The following is a 20,581-nucleotide window of genomic DNA, read 5'->3' on the forward strand; positions in this document are numbered from 1 at the left end:
CGCACACGGCACGAGCCGCGCCCAAGCAGGGGGTGTGCGGGCGGTGTCCAGGACCTCGGACGCGCAACGTCCCCTCCGGCCGACGGCGACAGGAGTGCACACGACGGTGCGGGTGCGCGAGGGAGCGTCAACGGCCCCTCCCCGCCGGGGCGCGGGCCGGCGCCCCGGCGGGGAGGGGCCGCCCGGTCAGCGCGTGTCGCGGATGAGCAGGGCGAGGTCCCGGTCGAGATCGAGGTGGAGGTACTCGCGGCCCGGCGGCACCAGGGCGATCGTGCGTGCCGCGAACCGGCGCAGCTCCTCGGCGCGCACCCGCACCACGGCGGTGCCCTCCGGCGCGTGGAACTCCATCACCACCTGGTCCTCGCCGTGCGGCCGCAGCCGCACGTCGCCCACCCCGGCCTCGCCGGTCAGCCCCGCGGTGAGCAGGTCCCGGGCGAACGACCAGGTCACCTCGACCCCTTCCAGCGTCGAACGCGCGGGGAAGGTCATGGTGACGGCGAACGGTTCGGTGCGGTCGTACCGCAGTCGCGCCGGGATGGTCGCCATGCGCGGCGCGGCGGCGAGCAACTGCGCCTCGACGGACTGCTGGATGACGGTCTCCATGGTGCCCCCCTGGGTCCTCAGACCGCCGGGGCGGTCAGGCCCCGGCAGCCCGCTAGACGGTGGAACCGGTGAGTCCGTGCACCCGGGGCGACGTGAGGTATGTCACATCGGGCGTCCCGGTGGCAGGGCGAGGCGTCCGCCCGCGCCACCGGGACGGCCTCGCGTCAGACCACGGCCCCCGTTCCCTCCCGGACCGGCTTGCGCGGCCGTTCGGGCGCGGCCGAGGGGTGGCGGCGCCCCTCCAGCCGTACCGCCAGTGGCATCGCGGTGAAGATGGTGGAGGCGATGCCCACCACGATGCCGGCGAGGAGGGCCACCGCGAAGTCGGTCAGAGTGCCGCCGCCCGACAGGGCCAGCGCCAGCAGGACGAAGACCGCGCCCAGACCGGTGTTGACGGTACGCGGCAGCGTCTGGCCGACCGCGAGGTCGCCCAGCGTCTCCCAGGGCGCCCCCGGGCGGAGCCGGCGCAGCTCCCGCAGCCGGTCGAAGACGACCACGGTGTCGTTGACCGAGTAGCCGACCACGGTCAGCAGCGCGGCCAGGAAGACGCTGTCCACCGGCCTGCCCAGCCAGGCGAAGAGCCCCACCACCAGCAGCACGTCCTGCGCCATCGCGACCACCGCGGCCAGCGCCAGCGTCCCCCGGAACCGCACGGTCAGATAGAGCAGCTGCGCCCCGACCGCCACCGCCAGCGCCAGCACGGCCTTGTCCCGCAGCTCCGTCCCGAGACTCGGGCCGACCAGGTCGTCCCGCTCGACGGTGACCTCGCCGCCGTGCTCCGCCAGCGCCGCCCGCACCCGCCGTTCCTCGGCGTCGTCCAGTGGCCCGGTGCGCACCGTCACCAGCGAGGCGCCGTCCTGGTCGGCGCGCTGCACCACCGCGTCGGGGAAGCCCGCCTCGCTCACGGCGCTCCGCGCGGTCTCGGCGTCCACCGGGCGTTCGGTGGCGTACTGGGTCTGACGGCCGCCGGTGAACTCCACGCCCAGCTCCAGCCCGCGCACTCCGACACCGGCCAGCGCCACCAGCAGCAGCCCGCCGGAGAGGAGCAGCCAGCGGCCGCCGGAGCGCATCAGCCTCGGCGGGCGCTGCTCCAGCCGGTTCCGCAGCCGCCCCTTCCCGGCCATCCCGGTCGCCCGGGGCCGCCGCCGCACCAGGCCCCGGCCCAGCGCCCAGTCGGCGAGGACCCGGGTGATGACCAGCGCCGAGACCATCGAGGCGAGCACACCGACGGCCAGCGTCACCCCGAACCCCTTCACGGGGCCGGTCGCCAGCGCGAAGAGCAGTCCGGCCGCGATGAGCGTGGTCACGTTGGAGTCCAGGACCGCGCTCCACGCCTTGGAGAAGCCGCGTGCCAGTGGCCGCCGCAGATCCTTCGGGCGGCGGGACGCCTGGCCGTACTCCTCCCTGGCCCGCTCGAAGACGAGCACGTTGGCGTCGACCGCCATCCCGACGGCCAGGACGAACCCGGCGATGCCGGGCATCGTCAGCGTCGCCCCGAGCGCCACGATCGCGGCGTACGAGATCAGTCCGTACAGGGAGAGCGCGATCGTCGCGAGCAGGCCGAGGAGGCGGTAGACGACGGTGATGAAGACGGCCGTGCAGGCCAGGCCGATCAGGGCCGCCCAGGCGCCCGCGCGGATGGCGTCCGCGCCGAGCGAGGGGCCGACGGTCGACTGCTCGACGACCTCCACCGGCAGCGGCAGCGCCCCGCCCTTGACCAGCGCGGCCAGCTCGCGGGCGCCCTCGGCGTCGAAGCCGCCGGTGATCTGGGTGGAGCCGCCGGTGATCCCGGTGCCGCAGGGCACCGTCTCGCGCATGCCGGGCGCCGAGACGATCCGGTCGTCCAGCACGATCGCCACCCGGCGCGCCGGATCGCCGGGCGCGGCGCAGGCGGCTTCGCCGGTGAGCTTCGTCCAGGCGCCGGCCGCCTTCTTCTCGAAGGAGAGCGCGACCGCCCACCCCTCGCCCGAGGCGGCGTCGAAGTCCGGGCGGGCGTCGCTGATGCCCTCCCCGGTGAGGGCCGTCGGGCCCAGTTCCAGGAAGGCGTCGGGCCGGTCCGGGTCGGCGAGCGCCCGGGAGCCGTCGTCCGCCTGCGGCGCCGCGGCCTTGGTCTCGCCCTGGACGGGGTGGAAGGTGAGCTGGGCGGTCCGGCCGATCACCTCGGAGGCCTCCCGGGGGTCCTGGACCCCGGGGAGTTCCACCACGATGCGGTCGGAGCCGGAGCGGACCAGCTGCGGTTCGGCGACGCCGAGCGCGTCGACCCGCTGCCGCAGTACCTCCAGGGCGCGGTCGGTCGACTCGGCATCGGGAGTGCGGCCCTGCGCCTCCTGGGCCTGCAGGACGATACGGGTGCCACCGCTCAGGTCGAGGCCGAGGCGGGCGGGGGTGGTCAGGGCGAGGAAGAGGGACACGGCGACGACGGCGAACGCGATCAGCGCGCGCCAGGCCGTGGCACGTCGGGACATGGAGGCTCCACGGACGGCTCGGTCAACGGCAGGGCGGCGCGCGGCCGGTGGACCGCCGTACCGAAGGGGTACGGGGCGTCGGCGCGAGCCGCGTCGTCAACTGCTCCGCGCGGGCGGCGGGCCCCGGGCCGACCAGGGCCCGGGGGCCGTACCGGGCGGGGCCCGCTGGTGGTCCGGCCGGGCCGGCAGGCGGCCCGAGGCGATCTCCTGTACTGGGCCGACGGACGGCGCCGCCACGAGGGCCGGGAGGAGCGCCTCGCCGGGGCGGGGCGGCGCGGCGGGGGCCAGCTCGGCGGCCCCGGCGTACCCGTCGGCTCGCGCACGCGCCGGGGCGTGCACGCGTATCCACGCCTGCGTGTGCACGGCGGGTGCGGGCAGGACCCGCTCGGGTACGGCGACGGACGCCGCTCCGGTGCCCGGGCCTTGGCCCGGGAGGGCGGCAGCGGCGCCCGCCACGGAGAGGACCGCCGTCCAGACGGCGCAGACCAGCGCCAGCACGATCCGGGAGGCCGGGGGCGCGGGGGCCGGGAAGCGGCGGCGCGCGGACCGTTCCGCCATGTGCGCCTCCCCGTCTCCCGCTCGACCGAAACGCTCACCCTAGTCGACCCGAGACCTCCCCAGTCCCGTCCCGGCGGAGCCGGGCCACCAGGGCTGAACCATGTCAGTGCCGGGGCGGGGCGGCGCCGGGTGAGCCGGTCCCCACGGAGGTGACCGCGCCGGACGCGGTGGCTTCCGACCGGTGCGCCGCCGTCCCCGACGCCCCGCCGTGGGCCCGCGCCGGGTGGACGAGGAGCAGGCCGGGTCCGAGGCGGCGGCCCGTCCGCACCTCCGGAGGTCGCCCCGGCCCCTCGGCGTCGTCGGCATCCCGGTGCAGGTGGTCCGGGTCCTCACCGGTACCGGCGAGGTCGCCCGTCTCCCGCGCGATGCCTCCGACTACCGGGGAGGCGGCGCACCCGGTGGACCGACGCCCGCCGCGACGCCCCGCTCCCCCCGACCGCGACCGCCGCCGACGCCCTCCCGGTGCTGACGACGCCGCTCTCCGCTGCCGGGGGAGGGGGGCTTCTACGGCACCGCGCGAAAAAGGGTGGGCGCCCCCGTCCACGGCGGACGGGGGCGCCCCTTCACGTCGTGCGGCCCGGCGTCAGTCCGCCTCCCACACCGTCGTGACGTTGCAGAACTCGCGGATGCCCTCGGCGGCCAGCTCCCGGCCGTACCCGGAGCGCTTGATACCGCCGAAGGGGAGCCCGGGGTGCGAGGCGGTCATGCCGTTGACGAAGACGCCGCCGGCCTCGAGGTCCCGCACACAGCGGTCGATGTCGTGCCGGTCGCGGGTCCAGACGTTGGAACTCAGGCCGAACGACGAGTCGTTGGCCAGCGCGACCGCCTCGTCCAGGCTGCCCGCCCGGTACACCGTCGCCACCGGCCCGAACGCCTCCTCGCGGTGGATGCGCATCGTCGCGTCCACCCCGGCCAGCACCGTCGGCGCGTAGAACCAGCCCCGGTCCTCGTACCCCTCGGGACGGCCGCCGCCGCACAGCACCGCCGCGCCGCGCTCCACCGCGTCGTCCACCAGCTCGGCCAGGTCGCTGCGGCCCTGCTCGCTGGAGAGCGGTCCCACCTCGGTGGTCTCGTCCATCGGGTCGCCCACCCTCAGCGCCCGCATCGCCTCCGCGAACCGCCGGGTGAACGCGTCGTACACCTCGGTGTGCACGATGAACCGCTTGGCGGCGATGCAGGACTGGCCGTTGTTCTGCACCCGCGCCGTCACCGCGGTCTTCGCCGCGCGTTCGACGTCGGCCGAGGGCAGCACCAGGTACGGGTCGCTGCCGCCCAGTTCCAGCACCGTCTTCTTGATCTCGTCGCCCGCCACCGAGGCCACCGCCCGCCCGGCCGGCTCACTGCCGGTCAGCGTCGCCGCCACCACCCTCGGGTCACGCAGGACCGCCTCCACCGCGCGGGAGCCGATCAGCAGCGTCTGGAAACAGCCCTCCGGGTATCCGGCCCTGCGGAACAGCGCCTCCAGGTAGAGCGCGGTCTGCGGCACGTTCGAGGCGTGCTTCAGCAGCCCCACGTTGCCGGCCATCAGCGCGGGCGCCGCGAAGCGGACCACCTGCCACAGCGGGAAGTTCCACGGCATCACCGCCAGCACCGGACCCAGCGGCCGGTACACCACCCGGGCCCGGGCCGCGCCCGAGTCCGCCACGTCGGCCCGGTCCGGGTGCTCGTCGGCGAGCAGCGACTCGGCCCGGTCGGCGTACCAGCGCATCGCCTTCACGCACTTGGCCGCCTCCGCCCGCGCGGAGGCCACCGTCTTGCCCATCTCCAGGGTCATGGTCCGGGCGATCTCCGGGATGTCCTCCTCCAGCAGGTCCGCCGCCCGGTGCAGCAGCCGCGACCGGTCGGCGAAAGAGGTCAGCCGGTGCTCCCGGTACGCCTTCTCGGCCCGCGCCAGCCGCTTCCGGATCTCCTCGGACGTCAGCGCCTCGAACGTCCGCAGGGTCTCCCCGGTCGCCGGATTCACCGTCGCGATCGCCATGCCCACACCTCCCGCTCCGGTACGCCGCGATCTGGGCGCGGCGTACGTCCTTACCAACCTGCCGCCCGCCCACGGACCCCGCAAACGGACGCGGGGCCGCGCACCGCGACCCCGCCCGGCCCCGTGCCCACGCCTCCCCCGCCTACACCCCGGCCGCGCCCTCCTCCTCGGCGAGCCCCGCCACCAGCCGCTCCACGAAGACCCGCTGCGCCACCACCAGCAGCGCCCGGGCCCGCTCCGGCGGCCACCACGCCACCCGGTCCAGCTCCGGGAACGCGCGGGTACGGCCCGAGCCGCGCGGCCACTCCATGGTGAACGTGCCCGGCACCACCGCCTCCGGATCGAGGTCGGCCTCCACCGCCCAGGCCGTCACCGTCTTGCCCCCGCTCTGCCGCACCTCGCCCAGCTCCCGCACCGGCCCGTCGGGCGGTGCCAGGCCCAGCTCCTCGCGGAACTCCCGCCGCGCCGCGTGCCAGGCGTCCTCGTCCTCGCCGTACTCGCCCTTCGGCACCGTCCACGCGCCGGTGTCCTGGCGCGCCCAGTAGGGCCCGCCCATGTGCCCGAGCATGACCTCGATGCCGTCCGGTACCCGCCGGTACAGCAGCAGACCCGCGCTGCGCCGTCCTCCCATCCGCCCAGTCTGGCCGACCCGCCGCCACCGCGCCCGTCCGCACCGCGTAGCCTCACCGCCCATGGCCCGACCCGCCCCCGCCGCCGTCACCGTCCCCGCCGACTGGCCCGCCACCGAGGCCGAGGCCCTGGCCGTGCAGGAATCCCTGCGCACCCGCGTCGACCTGACCGGCCCCGGCCCCGAGGTGGGCGCCGGCAACGCCACCGGTGTCGACGTGGCCTACGACGAGGCGCGCGGCCTGGTCGCCGCGGCCGCCGTCGTCCTGGACGCGGCCACCCTGGAAGAGGTCGAGGAGGCCACGGCCGTCGGCCCGGTCCCCTTCCCGTACGTCCCCGGGCTCCTCGCCTTCCGCGAACTGCCCGCCGTGCTCGCCGCGCTGGCCGCCCTCGACGCTCCGCCGGGTCTGGTCGTCTGCGACGGCTACGGCGTGGCCCATCCGCGCCGCTTCGGCCTCGCCAGCCACCTCGGCGTGCTGACCGGGCTGCCGAGCATCGGCGTCGCCAAGAACCCGTTCACCTTCGCCTACGAGCCGCCCGGCGACCGGCGTGGCGACCGGACGCCGCTCACCGACGGCACCGAGGAGGTCGGCTGCGCCGTGCGCACCCGCACAGGGGTCAAGCCGGTCTACGTCTCGGCCGGGCACGGCGTCCCCCTGGGCCGGGCCGTCGCCCACACCCTGAGCCTCGCCCCGGCCTACCGGCTCCCGGAGACCACCCGCCGGGCCGACGCCCTCTGCCGGTCGGCGCTGAAGGCGGCCGCGGGCGACTGACGGAGGTCGTGGGCGGGGGAGAGCGGCGCAGCGGAGTCCCGGTCCGGCTCAGATCCCGGGCGCCCGCCGCACCGCGATCCCGTTCCGCTCCAGCAGCGCCGCCGTCACTCCGTCCCCGGGCACCAGCACGCCCCGGAACTCCCCGTCGTACACCTCGCCCCGCCCGCACGAGGGGCTGCGCGGCATCAGCACGGCCTCCGTGCAACCGGCCCGCCGTGCGGCGGCCAAGGCCCGGCGGGCGCCTTCGCGAAACGCCTCGGTGACATCCGCGCCGCCGGCGTCCACCACCCGGGCCCGGCCGTCGAGCACCGCGTGCCCGTCACCCCCGACCAGCTCCGCCGCGGCCCGCGGCGTCGGCAGCCCGCCCGCCTGCTCCGGGCAGAACTCCACCACCCGCCGCCCCGCCAACACCCGGTCCAGCCCGCCCACAGCCTTGTCCCGCCCGTCGAAACGGCAGGGCACACCCCGCAGACACGCACTCACCAGCACAGGAGAATCCACCCGGTCATCAGTCACCGTCCCAGCGTAGAACCCCGCCATCCGACAGCCCGGCCGGCACCTGCGGCCGTCCTGCACCGACAGCGGAGACGGATCGCCCGCCACCCTCCTGGGGCCGCCCGGCGGGCGAGGCCGTCGTGAATCCGCAGGCGCGGGCAGCTCCGCGTCCCACCCGGCCCGCCCGGCGTCCGAGGGCCGGTCCTGAACCGGCAGGCGGAGGCGCCCGGAACACCGCACCGGAGCCCGGCCGGCGCCTGAGGCCATCCGCGAACAAGGGGTACGGCCGAGACGGGCCCGAGTCCCAAGGCAGCCGGCCGGCGCCTGAGGCCATCCGGGCAGCTCCGGTAGTGAGCTGAGCGCTTGCTTTCCGGGGGGCTTGTGGCCCGGGCCCGCCGTCCATAACATCAGCGCTGTTACATCAGTTGTGTCACAAGGTCGGCGCGCGACGGAGCGAGGAAGACATGACGGACACGGCAACGACGGGCCCCCTGCACGGCGTCCGGGTGGTGGAACTGGCCGGTATCGGCCCGGGCCCGTTCGCCGGGATGCTCCTCGCCGACCTCGGCGCCGACGTGGTCCGCGTCGACCGGCCCGGCGGCGCCGGCCTCGGTATCGACCCCGCCCTGGACCTCACCAACCGCAACAAGCGCTCCGTCCTGGTCGACCTCAAGGCCGAGGACGGCGCCGCCCGGGTCCTGGACCTGGTGGAGCGCGCCGACATCCTGATCGAGGGGTACCGCCCGGGCGTCGCCGAACGCCTGGGCGTCGGCCCCGACGCCTGCCTGGAGCGCAACCCCGCCCTGGTCTACGGCCGGATGACCGGCTGGGGCCAGGACGGCCCCCTCGCCGACCGCGCCGGACACGACATCGGCTACATCGCCGTCACCGGCACCCTGGGCCTGGTCGGTGAGCCCGACGCGCCCCCGGCCGTCCCCGCCAACCTGGTCGGCGACTACGCGGGTGGCTCCCTCTACCTCGTCACCGGCGTCCTCGCCGCCCTCCACCACGCCCGCGCCCACGGCACCGGCCAGGTGGTCGACGCCGCCATCGTGGACGGCACCGCCCACCTGACCACGATGATCCACGCCATGTTCGGCGCGGGCGTCTGGCAGGACCGCCGCCGCAGCAACCTCCTGGACGGCGGCGCCCCCTTCTACGGCTGCTACACCACCGCCGACGGCGGCCACATGGCCGTCGGCGCCCTGGAGCCCCGGTTCTACGCCGAGTTCGCCCGCGTCCTGGGCCTTTCGGAGGCGGCCCCGGACCAGTTCGACCCGGCCCGCTGGGACGAGCTGCGCGAGGCGGTCGCCGCCCGTTTCGCCACCCGTACCCGAGCGGAGTGGACCGAGCTCTTCGCCGGCACCGACGCCTGCGTCGCCCCCGTCCTCTCCCTCGCCGAGGCCGCGGACCACCCGCACCTCGCCGCCCGCGGGACGTTCACCACCCACGAGGGCCGCGTCCAGCCCGCCCCGGCACCCCGTTTCTCCGCCACTCCGACCGCCGTCCGCACCGGCCCCGCGCTCCCCGGCGCCGACACCGCCGAGGTGGCCCGCGACTGGGGCTCGGGCGCCCGCTGACGTACCGGCACCGACCCGCGCCCCAGGAGGCACCGAGCATGGAACGGCAGATCTACACCGCCGAGCACGAGGCGTTCCGCGACACCGTCCGCACCTTCCTCGCCAAGGAGGTGGTGCCCCATTACGAGCAGTGGGAGCAGGACGGCATCACCAGCCGTGCCGTCTGGCTCGCCGCCGGCCGCCACGGACTGCTGGGCCTCGCCGTCGACGAGGAGTACGGCGGCGGGGGCAACCCCGACTTCCGCCACAGCGCGGTCCTCGGCGAGGAGTTCGCCCGGGCCGGCGTCCCCGGCCTCGCCATCGGCCTGCACAACGACATCGTCGGCCCGTACCTCACCGGCCTCGCCACCGAGGAGCAGAAGCGCCGCTGGCTCCCCGGCTTCTGCTCGGGCGAGACCATCACCGCCCTCGCCATGACCGAGCCCGGCGCGGGTTCCGACCTCCAGGCCATCCGCACCACCGCCGAGGACAAGGGCGACCACTTCCTGCTCAACGGCGCCAAGACCTTCATCTCCAACGGTATCCTCGCGGACCTCGTCGTGGTCGCCGCCAGGACCACCCCCGAGGGCGGCGCGCACGGCCTGTCCCTGCTGGTGGTCGAGCGCGGCGCCGAGGGGTTCGAGCGTGGCCGCAACCTCGACAAGATCGGCCAGAAGTCCCAGGACACCGCCGAACTCTTCTTCCACGACGTCCGCGTCCCCAAGGAGAACCTGCTCGGCGAACGCGACGGCGCCTTCATCCACCTGATGACCAACCTGGCCCAGGAGCGCATGGCCATCGCGGTCGCCGCCATCGCCGCCGCCGAGCACCTGGTGGAGATCACCTCCGCCTACGTCAAGGAGCGCGAAGCCTTCGGCCGCCCGCTCTCCCGCCTCCAGCACATCCGCTTCGAGATCGCCGAGATGGCCACCGAGTGCGCCGTCACCCGCGCCTTCCTCGACCGCTGCATCACCGACCACGCCGAGGGGAAGCTCGACGCGGTGCACGCCTCGATGGCCAAATGGTGGGCCACCGAACTCCAGAAGCGCACCGCCGACCGTTGTCTCCAACTCCACGGCGGATACGGCTACATGAACGAGTACCCCGTCGCCAAGGCCTTCACCGACGGTCGCATCCAGACCATCTACGGCGGGACGACCGAGATCATGAAGGAGATCATCGGCCGCTCCCTGCTGGGCTGACCGGCCCGCCGCTCCGCACTCCCCGAAAGGCTCAAGTCTTGACCACCGAAGCGTACGTCTACGACGCGATCCGCACCCCGCGCGGTCGCGGCAAGGCCAACGGCTCCCTGCACGGCACCAAGCCGATCGACCTCGTCGTCGGCCTCATCCACGAGATCCGCGCCCGTTTCCCCGGCCTCGACCCGGCGGCCGTGGACGACATCGTCCTCGGCGTGGTCAGCCCCATCGGCGACCAGGGCTCCGACATCGCCCGGATCGCGGCCATCGCCGCCGGACTTCCGGACACCGTCGCGGGCGTCCAGGAGAACCGCTTCTGCGCCTCGGGACTGGAAGCGGTCAACCTCGCCGCCGCCAAGGTCCGCTCCGGCTGGGAGGACCTGGTCCTCGCCGGCGGCGTCGAGTCGATGTCCCGCGTCTCCATGGGCTCCGACGGCGGCGCCTGGGCGATGGACCCGATGACCAGCTTCCAGACCGGCTTCGCCCCCCAGGGCATCGGCGCCGACCTCATCGCCACCATCGAGGGGTTCAGCCGCCGCGACGTCGACGCGTACGCCGCCCTCTCCCAGGAGCGCGCCGCCACCGCCTGGAAGGAGGGCCGGTTCGCCCGCTCGGTCGTGCCCGTCCGCGACCGCAACGGCCTCACCGTCCTCGACCACGACGAGCACCTGCGGCCCGGCACCACCGCCGACTCCCTCGCCGCCCTCAAGCCGTCCTTCGCGGGCATCGGCGACCTCGGCGGCTTCGACGCCGTGGCGCTCCAGAAGTACCACTGGGTCGAGAAGATCGACCACGTCCACCACGCGGGCAACTCCTCGGGCATCGTCGACGGGGCCTCCCTGGTCGCCGTCGGCAACCGCGAGACCGGCGAGCGGTACGGCCTGACCCCGCGCGCCCGGATCGTCTCCGCCGCCGTCTCCGGCTCCGAGCCGACCATCATGCTCACCGGCCCCGCCCCCGCCACCCGCAAGGCGCTCGCCAAGGCCGGGCTGACCATCGACGACATCGACCTCGTCGAGATCAACGAGGCGTTCGCCGGTGTGGTCCTGCGCTTCGTCAAGGACATGGGGCTCAGCCTGGACAAGGTCAACGTCAACGGCGGCGCCATCGCGCTCGGCCACCCCCTCGGCGCCACCGGCGCGATGATCCTCGGCACCCTCATCGACGAACTGGAGCGCCAGGACAAGCGGTACGGCCTCGCCACCCTCTGCGTCGGCGGCGGCATGGGCGTCGCCACCATCGTCGAACGCCTCTGACCCGCCCGCGCCCTTGCCCTTCCGCCCGCCCACACGGAGCAGCCACACATGAGTGAGTCCACCACCGCGTCGACCATCCGCTGGGAGCAGGACGACACCGGCGTCGTCACGCTCCACCTCGACGACCCGGCCCAGTCCGCCAACACCATGAACGCGGCCTTCATCCGCTCGATCGGCGAGATCGCCGACCGCGCGGAGGCCGAGAAGGACACCGTCCGCGGCATCATCGTCACCTCCGCGAAGAAGACCTTCTTCGCCGGCGGCGACCTCAAGGACATGATCCAGGCCACGCCCGACCAGGCCCAGGAGGTCTTCGAGCGCGGCCTCGCCGTCAAGAAGGCCCTGCGCCGCATCGAGACGCTCGGCAAGCCGGTCGTCGCCGCCATCAACGGCGCGGCCCTCGGCGGCGGCTACGAGATCGCCCTCGCCTGCCACCACCGCATCGCCCTGGACGCCCCCGGTTCCAAGATCGGCCTGCCCGAGGTCACCCTCGGCCTGCTCCCCGCCGGCGGCGGCGTCACCCGCACCGTGCGGCTGCTCGGCGTCACCGACGCGCTGCTCAAGCTCCTTCTCCAGGGCACCCAGTACAGCCCGCGCCGCGCCCTCGACAACGGCCTCGTGCACGCCGTCGCCGAGACGCCCGAGCAGATGCTGGCGGACGCCCGCGCCTTCATCGACGCGAACCCCGAGTCGGTCCAGCCCTGGGACGTCAAGGGCTACCGCATCCCCGGCGGTACCCCGGCCCACCCCAAGTTCGCCGCCAACCTCCCGGCGTTCCCGGCCAACCTCAAGAAGCAGACCTCCGGCGCCCCCTACCCGGCCCCGCGCAACATCCTGGCGGCCGCCGTCGAGGGCTCCCAGGTCGACTTCGAGACGGCCCAGGTCATCGAGGCCCGCTACTTCACCGAGCTGGTCACCGGACAGATCGCCAAGAACATGATCCAGGCGTTCTTCTTCGACCTCCAGGCCGTCAACTCCGGCGCCAACCGGCCCCGGTCCGTGGAGCGCTCCACCGTTCGCAAGGCCGCCGTCCTCGGCGCCGGGATGATGGGCGCCGGCATCGCCTACTCCTGCGCCCGCGCCGGGATCGAGGTCGTCCTCAAGGACGTGACCCCCGAGGCCGCCGCGAAGGGCAAGGCGTACTCCGAGAAGCTGTGCGACAAGGCCGTCTCCCGGGGCCGTACCACCAGGGAGAAGGCGGACGAGGTGCTCGCCCGGATCACGCCGACCGCCGAGGCCGCCGACCTCGCCGGGTGCGACGCGGTGATCGAGGCGGTCTTCGAGGACACCTCGCTCAAGCACAAGGTGTTCCAGGAGATCCAGGACGTCGTCGCCCCCGACGCGCTGCTCTGCTCCAACACCTCCACCCTGCCCATCACCACGCTGGCCGAGGGGGTGGAGCGGCAGGAGGACTTCATCGGCCTGCACTTCTTCTCGCCGGTGGACAAGATGCCGCTGGTGGAGATCATCAAGGGCGAACGGACCGGCGAGGCGGCGCTGGCCCGCGCCTTCGACCTGGTCCGGCAGATCAGGAAGACCCCGATCGTGGTCAACGACTCCCGGGGCTTCTTCACCTCCCGGGTCATCGGCCACTTCCTCAACGAGGGCGTCGCCATGGTCGGCGAGGGGCTCGACCCGGTCTCCGTGGAGCAGGCCGCAGCCCAGGCCGGCTATCCGGCCAAGGTCCTCTCCCTGGTCGACGAGTTGACCCTCACCCTGCCCCGCAAGATCCGCGAGGAGACCAAGAAGGCGGTCGAGGAGGCCGGCGGCACCTGGCCCGGCCACCCCGCCGACGCGGTCGTGGACCGGATGGTGGACGAGTTCGGCCGCACCGGCCGCAGCGGCGGCGCCGGCTTCTACGACTACGCCGAGGACGGCTCCCGCGCCGGACTCTGGCCGGGCCTGCGCGAGCACTTCACCCGGCCGGGCACCACCATCCCGTTCCGGGACATGCAGGAGCGGATGCTCTTCTCGGAGGCCCTGGACACCGTCCGCCTCGTCGCGGAAGGCGTCCTCACCTCGGTCGCCGACGCCAACATCGGCTCCATCATGGGCATCGGCTTCCCCGCCTGGACCGGCGGCATCCTCCAGTACATCAACGGCTACGAGGGCGGCCTGCCCGGCTTCGTGGCCCGCGCCGAGGAACTGGCCGCCGCCTACGGCGACCGGTTCACGCCTCCGGCGCTGCTGGTCGACAAGGCCGCGAAGGGCGAACGGTTCACCGACTGACCCGCCCCTGCGCACCCGGTGCCCCCGTCCCGCCGGCCGTCGGCGGGACGGGGGCACCGTCGTGCGGCTGTCCTACTTCTGGTCCGTGCCCGCCGGCAGCCAGCTCCGCAGCTCGTCGCGGAGCGAGCGCTGGAACGTCGTCACCAGGGCCTGCACCACCAGTGGCTGCATGTGGGCCGAGAGCGACTTGATCCGCTCCACCTCACCGGGATCGCCCGACGCCTCGGCGTTCTCCCACACCTCGTCCCTGAAGAGCCGCGACAGCTCCGCCGCGGCCGAGCGCGTGTGCTCCATCAGGATGGCCCGGGCCGCGAGGATCGCCTCGTGCGCGAGGGGCACGTCGAGCAGTCGCAGCCCGAGCCGGAGCATCCCCGGATCGATGAGGAAGGCGTCCGGGTCGGCAGTGCCCGCCAGCGCGCCCATGGCGGTGAGCCGCGCCACCTCCTGCCCGGTGAGCGGCCGGCCGGCCCGGCGCTCCAGCTCCGCCCGCGAGCTCTCCTCCGCACTGTCCGGAACCCAGGCGGCCACCAGCGCCCGGTGGAGCGCGAGGTCCTGGTCGCTCAGGTCCTCGGGGAGCCGCTCCAGGTACCGCTCGATCGCGGCCAGGGTCAGCCCCTGGTGCTGGAGGTCCTCGATCAGCGCGAGGCGCGCCAGGTGCGCCGGGCCGTAGTGGCCCACCCGGCGCGGGCCGATGGCCGGGGGCGGCAGCAGACCGCGCGTGGAGTAGAAGCGGATGGTGCGGACGGTGACCCCCGTCCGGGCGGCCAGCTCGTCGATCGTGAGCGTCGGCTCGCCGGTCTCCGTCGTCATGTCAGCGCCTCCTCTGGAGTGCAACAGTATTGCTGTCTCACCGGTGTGGTGAAAGTGGCCACGGTGTACGGAGGGGGCTTGACCGCACCCACCCGCACGGAGGAAGCGGACATGTCCGGTCTTGCGGTCGGGGTGGCGCGGACGGGCTCCGGCGCCGGCGCGCCATCCCGCCTCCGACGGGTGCAGGGTGCGCGGGCGGGGCAGGGGCGAAGCGCTGGGGCCCCCGTGGGCCCGCCCCGCCCGGTCCCCCCGCCCGGCAGCCCGGATGTACCGCCTGATGGCGGGAACCGTCCGACACCGGCCCTCACCGGCCGGTCCGGGGGCCGCTCTGTGGTAGGCGTCAGCGGACACATGTCCCTTCGTCCCCCCATCCGCGTCCACCCCGAAAGGTGCCGCCCGTGACGCGCGAAAAGCACACACCAGGGGCCGGTGACGGTCCGAAGCTCGCGCCTGACACCCCGCCCGGTGGCCCCGCCGAACGCAGCGGGCCCACCACCGACCGCGTCGTGTTCGGTGTCACCGCGGCCCTCACCCTGGCCTTCGTCCTGTGGGGCGCGCTCGCCACCGACGCCCTGGAGTCCATCGCCAGCACGATGCTCAACTGGCTCATCCACAACGGCGGCTGGGCCTTCATGCTGGCGGCCACCGGCTTCGTCGTCTTCGCCCTGTGGCTGGCGATGAGCCGTTACGGAAAGATCACCCTGGGCGCCGAGGGGGAGAGGCCGGAGTTCCGGACCGTCTCCTGGATCGCCATGATGTTCAGCGCGGGCATGGGCATCGGCCTGATGTTCTTCGGCGTCAGCGAGCCCCTCGCCCACTTCGCCGACCCGCCGCCCGGCACCGACCCGGCCGACGCCGGCGAGGCCATGCAGACCGCGATGGCGACCACCCTCTTCCACTGGACGCTCCACCCGTGGGCGATCTACGCCGTGGTCGGCCTCGCCATCGCCTACAGCACCTTCCGGCGGCGCCGACGCCAGACCATCAGCGCGGTCTTCGAGCCGCTCATCGGCGAGAAGCGGGCCCGGGGCGTCTGGGGCCGCGTCATCGACATCATCGCCATCTTCGCGACCCTCTTCGGCTCCGCCGCCTCGCTCGGCCTCGGCGCCCTCCAGATCGGCAGCGGCATCGAGGAACTGGACTGGCTCTCGGCCGCCGGGACCGGTCTGCTGGTCGTCATCATCGCCGTGCTGACCGTGGCGTTCGTCGCCTCCGCCGTCTCCGGCGTCGAACGCGGCATCCAGTGGCTCTCCAACATCAACATGGTGCTGGCCCTGCTGCTCGCGCTCTTCGTCTTCATCGCCGGGCCGACCGTCATCATGCTCGACATGCTGCCGACCTCCATCGGCGGCTACCTCCAGGACCTCCCGCAGCTCATCGGCCGCACCGAGGCCGCGGCCGGCGACGAGGTCGGCGACTGGCTGGGCTCCTGGACGGTCTTCTACTGGGCCTGGTGGATCTCCTGGACGCCCTTCGTCGGCATGTTCATCGCCCGGATCAGTCGGGGCCGCACCATCCGCCAGTTCATCGGCGGCGTCATCCTGGTGCCCAGCACCGTCAGCCTCGTCTGGTTCGCCGTCTTCGGCACCAGCGCGATGAGCCTGTCGGAGGAGGGCAGGCTCGCCTCCGGCGCCTCCCAGGAGGCGCAGCTCTTCGGCGTCCTCGCCGAGTACCCGATCGCCACCGTCACCAGCGTCCTGGTGATGGTCCTGGTCGGCATCTTCTTCGTCTCCGGCGCCGACGCGGCCTCCATCGTGATGGGCACCCTCTCGCAGAAGGGCCGCCTGGAGCCGAGCCGGTTCGTCGTCATCTTCTGGGGTGTCGTCACCGGAGCCGTCGCCGCCATCATGCTGCTGATCGGCGGCGGTGAGGACGACGCGCTGACCGGGTTGCAGAACCTCACCATCCTGGTCGCCGCGCCGTTCGTCCTGGTGATGACCGGCATGTGCGTGGCCCTCATGCGCGACCTGCGCCGCGACCCGCTCATCGTGCGCGGCGTGATGGGCAACGAGGCCGTGGAGATGGCCGTCGTCGCCGGCCACCAGAAGTACGCCGGCGACTTCGAGATCCGCATCGGCCCCGGCCAGGGGCCCGGGAGCGCCGGTGACCCGGTCGGCATCACCGGCCCCGAGGACGACGGGGACGGCGGAGAGCGCATCCACGTCAAGTCCTGACCCCGCACCACCTGGCCTGTGCCCGCCCCGCCTTCCGAGGCGCGGCGGGCACAGGCGTCGCGCGGCCGGAACGTACGTCCGCCCTGGGTCTTTGACGCGTCCCTCACGGCACCCGGGCGCCCGGCACGCACTCTCGCCGCACCGGACAAGGGCCCGGGCAGCACCGCTACGAGGATCTTCGCCCGGCAGACCGCGATCACGCACCGGGCACCGCCGACACCGCACCGGACCTGTCGGACACCGCCAGGGCCTGTCCGGCGGATCTTCGTGGCCTGCGACGCCTGGCACGTACTCTCGCCGTACGCCCCGATCACCCGAGTACGTCCAGTACGAAGGAGATCCGGGCGCACGCCAGAGCACGCACCGGACGCCGCAGGCTGTTCCCCGAAGATCCGCAGGACAGGCCCTAAGCGTCCACCAGGCCCGCCACCTCGTCGGCGCAGCCCCACGCCACGGTCACCCCGGCCCCGCCGTGCCCGTAGTTGTGCACCAGCACGCCGCCGCCGGGCAGTTCCTCGCGCTCCAGCCGCACCCCGCCGACCCGCTCGGGGCGCAGACCGACCCGGTGGCCGAGCACCCGTGCCCCGGCGATCTCCGGGCGCAGCCGGGCGCACCGTGCCACGATCGCCCGCGCCGTCTCCTGGTCCGGCTCCAGCGAGTCCGCCCCGGCCTCGGCGGTCCCGCCGAGCAGCAGCCGGCCCGGCTGCGGGATGAAGTACGTCGACTCGGCGCCCGTGCCGGTACGGGCGAACCACGTGTCCACCCCCGGGTTCTCCACCACGACCAACTGCCCGCGCACCGGCCGCATCCCCGCGTCGGGCACCAGCCGTGCCGCACCCAGTCCGGTGCAGTTGACCACCACCCGGGCCTCGGCGGCGGCCTCGGTGAGTGAGTCGGCGGCCCGCCGCTCGACCCGGCCCCCGGCCGCCTCCAGCCGCCGCAGCAGCCAGGTCAGATGCGTCGGCATGTCGAGCACCGGCACCCGCGCCCACAACCCGTCGCCCGGCGCGTACTCGGCCTCGGTCGCCGCCCGCAGCCCGTCCACCCCGGCCGCCCACGCGCCGAGACCGCCGAGTTCCGTCGCCGCGTGCACCCCGGACACCAGACGGGCGCCGGTCTCCTCGGGCCGGTCCAGCAGCCCCGTGCAGACCTCCAGGGTGCGCAGCGACCAGGCGCCGACGCGCTCCTCCGGTTCGATGCGGTACGGCCACCACAGGCCGCCCGCCACCGCCGAGGTCGTCGCCCCCGGCTCCTCGGGGCTCCACAGGCGGACCCGGTGGCCCGCTTCCGCGAGCACCACCGCCGAGGTCAGCCCGATGACTCCGCCGCCCACCACGATCGTTTCGCCGTTCATGGCCGGACGGTAGCGGAGCGGCCACCCGCAGGGGCAGGGCGGGGCCGGCGGCCGGCCTGCGTGACCATGGCGGCCGGTCGAGGGGAGGAGCCGGGGATGGCGGCACACCAGGAGCAGCGGACGGCGCAACGGCTGCGGGCGATCTGCGGGGAGCTGCCGGAGCGCTTCCACGAGCGGGCCGAGGCGGTACGGACTCTCTGGGCCACCCTGCTGGCCGGCCGGCACTCGCTGCTGCTCGGCCCGCCGGGGACGGCCGAGCCGGCACTGGCCCGGGAGGTCGGCGGCCGGGTGGAGGGCGCCGCGTACGGGGAGATCCTGCTGTCGAAGTTCACCGCGCCGACGCGCGTGTTCGGGCCGGTCGACCTGTTCCGGCTGATCTGAGCCGGGCGCTCCCGGGGGCCGCTGCCGGCCGCCCGTCCTCCGCCCGGCCTGCCTCGGGGCGAGGAGACGCGCGGCGCAACCTCCCTGCTCACGGCGCTATGCTCGCGACCTGTGACTGCCACTCTCGTCGCCAAGGACCTCAGCGCCCACCACGGTGACCGCACCCTCTTCGAAGGGCTCGACCTCGTCGTGGCCCCGGGCGACGTGATCGGGCTGGTCGGTGCCAACGGCGCCGGCAAATCCAGCCTGCTGCGCCTCCTCGCCGGACTCGACGCCCCGGCCCGGGGCACCGTCGGCCGTACCCCGCCCAGCGCCACCGTCGGCCACCTCCCGCAGGAACCCGACCGGCGCCCCGGCGAGTCCGTACGGGACTTCCTGGCCCGCCGCACCGGCGTGGCCCGGGCCCAGCGGGAGTTGGACGCCGCCACCGAGGCGCTGGTCGCGGGGGCGGACGGCGCGGACGACGCGTACGCGACGGGCCTTGAGCGGTGGCTCGCGCTGGGCGGTGCCGACCTCGACGAACGGGCCGAGGAGACGGCCGCCACGCTCGGCCTGACCACCGGCCTCGACCACCCCATGACCGCGCTCTCCGGCGGACAGGCGGCCCGCGCCTCGCTCGCCTCGCTGCTCCTCTCCCGTTACGACGTCTTCCTGCTGGACGAGCCCACCAACGACCTCGACCTCGACGGCCTGGACCGGCTGGAGGCGTTCGTCACCGGGCTGCGCGCCGGGACCGTCGTCGTCAGCCACGACCGCGAGTTCCTCACCCGCACCACCACCAAGATCCTCGAACTCGACCTGGCCCAGCAGCGCGTCCGCCTCTTCGGCGGCGGCTACGCGGCGTACCTGGAGGAGCGGGCCACCGCCCGGCGGCACGACCGTGAGGAGTACGAGGAGTACGCGGGGAAGAAGGCGGCCCTGGAGGAGCGCGGGCGCACCCAGCGGGCCTGGATGGACAAGGGCACGAAGAACGCCCGCCGCAAGGCCGGGGACAACGACAAGATGAGCCGCAACCTCCGCAGCGAGGCGAGCGAGAAGCAGGCCGCCAAGGCCCGCCAGACGCAGCGGATGATCGAACGGCTGGAGGAGGTCGAGGAGCCGCGCAAGGAGTGGGAGCTGCGGATGGAGATCGCCGCCGCGCCCCGCTCGGGCGCGGTCGTCGCCACCCTGCGCGACGCGGTGCTCCGCCGGGGAGGCTTCCAGCTCGGCCCGGTCTCGCTCAGCGTCGACTGGGCCGATCGGATCGCCATCACCGGCGCCAACGGCTCCGGCAAGTCCACGCTGCTCGCCGCCCTGCTCGGCCGCGTCCCGGTCGACGAGGGGTCGGCCGCCCTCGGCCCCGGAGTGCTGACCGGCGAGGTCGACCAGGCGCGGCGCCTCTTCGACGGCCCCGAACCGCTCCTGGAGGCGTTCCGGGAGGCGGCCGACGACATGGACCCCGCGGAGGCGCGGACCCTGCTGGCCAAGTTCGGCCTCAAGGCCCACCACGTGCTGCGCCCGGCGGCGACCCTCTCACCGGGGGAGCGGACCCGGGCGGCGCTCGCCCTGCTCCAGGGCAAGGGCGTCAACCTCCTGGTCCTGGACGAGCCCACCAACCACCTCGACCTGCCCGCCATCGAGCAGTTGGAGTCCGCACTGGAGGCGTTCACCGGGACACTGCTGCTGGTCACCCACGACCGGCGGATGCTGGAGGCGGTACGCGTCTCCCGCCGCCTCGTGGTGGCCGACGGACGGGTCACCGAGGTCTGACCCCGGAGCAGGGGAGCGCGGGGCCAGGCGCCCGTTTCCCCGCGTGCCGCCCCGGCGCCCGGCCGAGCAGCCACGGCAGCAGCAGCCCGGGCCTTTCGGAGCCGGGCGCCGCCGAGGAATCCGGCGATGACGCCGACGGGGAGCATCAGGCGCTGCGCCAGCCGGACGTGGGCCCGCAGGACTACCGGTGGCCAGGAGGGCGGCGAGCAGAACGGCGTCGCTCAGCAGCGGCCGGGGCGTGGATGTCGTACAGGCCCCGGCCCTTCGTGGGGACCGTGTCGAGGGGCCCCGCCGGGCGGGTCGCGCGGGGCCGGGAAGATGCGCTTCCGCTTCAACTGGCGTTCCGCCGACGGCTCCTCGCTCGGCGAAAC

15 protein-coding genes and 1 pseudogene are annotated in these 20,581 nt (G+C 74.3%); 8 read left to right on the forward strand and 8 right to left on the reverse strand.

Annotated features, from left to right (window positions below):
• Positions 1-186 precede the first annotated feature (186 nt).
• The 5 genes from ACSLIC_RS23785 to ACSLIC_RS23805 form a co-directional block, all read right to left on the reverse strand.
• A complete protein-coding gene (locus ACSLIC_RS23785; protein WP_436739739.1) occupies positions 187-603 on the reverse strand; it encodes an SsgA family sporulation/cell division regulator in 417 nt (138 codons plus the stop codon).
• 164 nt (positions 604-767) lie between these two features.
• Positions 768-3,068 carry a protein translocase subunit SecD gene (gene secD / locus ACSLIC_RS23790; RefSeq protein WP_436739740.1) on the reverse strand — a complete coding sequence of 767 codons (2,301 nt, stop codon included), beginning with the start codon at positions 3,066-3,068 and terminating at the stop codon, positions 768-770.
• 96 nt (positions 3,069-3,164) lie between these two features.
• Complete coding sequence (locus ACSLIC_RS23795) at positions 3,165-3,626, reverse strand: hypothetical protein (protein ID WP_436739741.1); 462 nt, start codon at positions 3,624-3,626, stop codon at positions 3,165-3,167.
• Between the two features lie 583 nt (positions 3,627-4,209).
• Positions 4,210-5,604 carry an NADP-dependent succinic semialdehyde dehydrogenase gene (locus ACSLIC_RS23800; RefSeq protein WP_436739742.1) on the reverse strand — a complete coding sequence of 465 codons (1,395 nt, stop codon included), beginning with the start codon at positions 5,602-5,604 and terminating at the stop codon, positions 4,210-4,212.
• A gap of 142 nt (positions 5,605-5,746) precedes the next feature.
• Positions 5,747-6,235 (reverse strand): NUDIX domain-containing protein, encoded by a 489-nt coding sequence (locus tag ACSLIC_RS23805; protein ID WP_436739743.1) that lies wholly within the window; start codon positions 6,233-6,235, stop codon positions 5,747-5,749.
• Between the two features lie 61 nt (positions 6,236-6,296).
• Between ACSLIC_RS23805 and ACSLIC_RS23810 the strand changes: the two genes are divergently transcribed.
• Entirely contained in the window at positions 6,297-7,004 is a 708-nt protein-coding gene (locus tag ACSLIC_RS23810) for an endonuclease V (protein WP_436739744.1), read from the forward strand.
• 48 nt (positions 7,005-7,052) lie between these two features.
• On the opposite strand, the gene ACSLIC_RS23815 is transcribed toward ACSLIC_RS23810, so the two are convergent.
• Positions 7,053-7,505, reverse strand: coding sequence for a DUF523 domain-containing protein (locus ACSLIC_RS23815; protein ID WP_436740462.1), 453 nt, complete (start codon positions 7,503-7,505; stop codon positions 7,053-7,055).
• Positions 7,506-7,963: 458 nt separating this feature from the next.
• Between ACSLIC_RS23815 and ACSLIC_RS23820 the strand changes: the two genes are divergently transcribed.
• The 4 genes from ACSLIC_RS23820 to ACSLIC_RS23835 are packed head-to-tail and all read left to right on the forward strand — an operon-like array spanning position 7,964 to position 13,742.
• Entirely contained in the window at positions 7,964-9,079 is a 1,116-nt protein-coding gene (locus ACSLIC_RS23820) for a CaiB/BaiF CoA transferase family protein (RefSeq protein WP_436739745.1), read from the forward strand.
• Between the two features lie 38 nt (positions 9,080-9,117).
• Positions 9,118-10,260 (forward strand): acyl-CoA dehydrogenase family protein, encoded by a 1,143-nt coding sequence (locus ACSLIC_RS23825; protein WP_436739746.1) that lies wholly within the window; start codon positions 9,118-9,120, stop codon positions 10,258-10,260.
• Positions 10,261-10,298: 38 nt separating this feature from the next.
• Positions 10,299-11,513: an acetyl-CoA C-acetyltransferase gene (locus ACSLIC_RS23830; RefSeq protein WP_436739747.1), complete on the forward strand. Its 1,215-nt coding sequence runs from the start codon at positions 10,299-10,301 to the stop codon at positions 11,511-11,513.
• A 48-nt stretch (positions 11,514-11,561) separates the two neighbouring features.
• A complete protein-coding gene (locus tag ACSLIC_RS23835) occupies positions 11,562-13,742 on the forward strand; it encodes a 3-hydroxyacyl-CoA dehydrogenase NAD-binding domain-containing protein (protein ID WP_436739748.1) in 2,181 nt (726 codons plus the stop codon).
• 72 nt (positions 13,743-13,814) lie between these two features.
• Here ACSLIC_RS23835 and ACSLIC_RS23840 read toward each other — a convergent pair whose 3' ends face one another.
• Positions 13,815-14,552 (reverse strand): MerR family transcriptional regulator, encoded by a 738-nt coding sequence (locus tag ACSLIC_RS23840; protein WP_436739749.1) that lies wholly within the window; start codon positions 14,550-14,552, stop codon positions 13,815-13,817.
• Positions 14,553-14,950: 398 nt separating this feature from the next.
• Between ACSLIC_RS23840 and ACSLIC_RS23845 the strand changes: the two genes are divergently transcribed.
• Positions 14,951-16,726: a BCCT family transporter gene (locus tag ACSLIC_RS23845; protein WP_436739750.1), complete on the forward strand. Its 1,776-nt coding sequence runs from the start codon at positions 14,951-14,953 to the stop codon at positions 16,724-16,726.
• Between the two features lie 406 nt (positions 16,727-17,132).
• Here ACSLIC_RS23845 and ACSLIC_RS23850 read toward each other — a convergent pair whose 3' ends face one another.
• Positions 17,133-18,080 carry an NAD(P)/FAD-dependent oxidoreductase gene (locus tag ACSLIC_RS23850; RefSeq protein WP_436739751.1) on the reverse strand — a complete coding sequence of 316 codons (948 nt, stop codon included), beginning with the start codon at positions 18,078-18,080 and terminating at the stop codon, positions 17,133-17,135.
• 96 nt (positions 18,081-18,176) lie between these two features.
• On the opposite strand from ACSLIC_RS23850, the pseudogene ACSLIC_RS23855 reads away from it, so the two are divergent.
• A pseudogene (locus ACSLIC_RS23855) lies at positions 18,177-18,446 on the forward strand (AAA family ATPase); the annotation flags it as partial.
• 126 nt (positions 18,447-18,572) lie between these two features.
• Positions 18,573-20,210, forward strand: coding sequence for an ABC-F family ATP-binding cassette domain-containing protein (locus ACSLIC_RS23860; protein ID WP_436739752.1), 1,638 nt, complete (start codon positions 18,573-18,575; stop codon positions 20,208-20,210).
• Positions 20,211-20,581 lie beyond the last annotated feature (371 nt).

Origin of the sequence: Streptomyces sp. BBFR102 (assembly GCF_051397025.1) — a bacterium.
Lineage (GTDB): Bacteria > Actinomycetota > Actinomycetes > Streptomycetales > Streptomycetaceae > Streptomyces.

What these genes read in the sequence shown, in the direction of transcription:
- ACSLIC_RS23785 (WP_436739739.1), bottom strand. Translation starts at nt 603, where the DNA reads ATGGAGACCGTCATCCAGCAGTCCGTCGAGGCGCAGTTGCTCGCCGCC.
- secD (WP_436739740.1), bottom strand. Translation starts at nt 3,068, where the DNA reads ATGTCCCGACGTGCCACGGCCTGGCGCGCGCTGATCGCGTTCGCCGTC.
- ACSLIC_RS23795 (WP_436739741.1), bottom strand. Translation starts at nt 3,626, where the DNA reads ATGGCGGAACGGTCCGCGCGCCGCCGCTTCCCGGCCCCCGCGCCCCCG.
- ACSLIC_RS23800 (WP_436739742.1), bottom strand. Translation starts at nt 5,604, where the DNA reads ATGGCGATCGCGACGGTGAATCCGGCGACCGGGGAGACCCTGCGGACG.
- ACSLIC_RS23805 (WP_436739743.1), bottom strand. Translation starts at nt 6,235, where the DNA reads ATGGGAGGACGGCGCAGCGCGGGTCTGCTGCTGTACCGGCGGGTACCG.
- ACSLIC_RS23810 (WP_436739744.1), top strand. Translation starts at nt 6,297, where the DNA reads ATGGCCCGACCCGCCCCCGCCGCCGTCACCGTCCCCGCCGACTGGCCC.
- ACSLIC_RS23820 (WP_436739745.1), top strand. Translation starts at nt 7,964, where the DNA reads ATGACGGACACGGCAACGACGGGCCCCCTGCACGGCGTCCGGGTGGTG.
- ACSLIC_RS23825 (WP_436739746.1), top strand. Translation starts at nt 9,118, where the DNA reads ATGGAACGGCAGATCTACACCGCCGAGCACGAGGCGTTCCGCGACACC.
- ACSLIC_RS23835 (WP_436739748.1), top strand. Translation starts at nt 11,562, where the DNA reads ATGAGTGAGTCCACCACCGCGTCGACCATCCGCTGGGAGCAGGACGAC.
- ACSLIC_RS23840 (WP_436739749.1), bottom strand. Translation starts at nt 14,552, where the DNA reads ATGACGACGGAGACCGGCGAGCCGACGCTCACGATCGACGAGCTGGCC.
- ACSLIC_RS23850 (WP_436739751.1), bottom strand. Translation starts at nt 18,080, where the DNA reads ATGAACGGCGAAACGATCGTGGTGGGCGGCGGAGTCATCGGGCTGACC.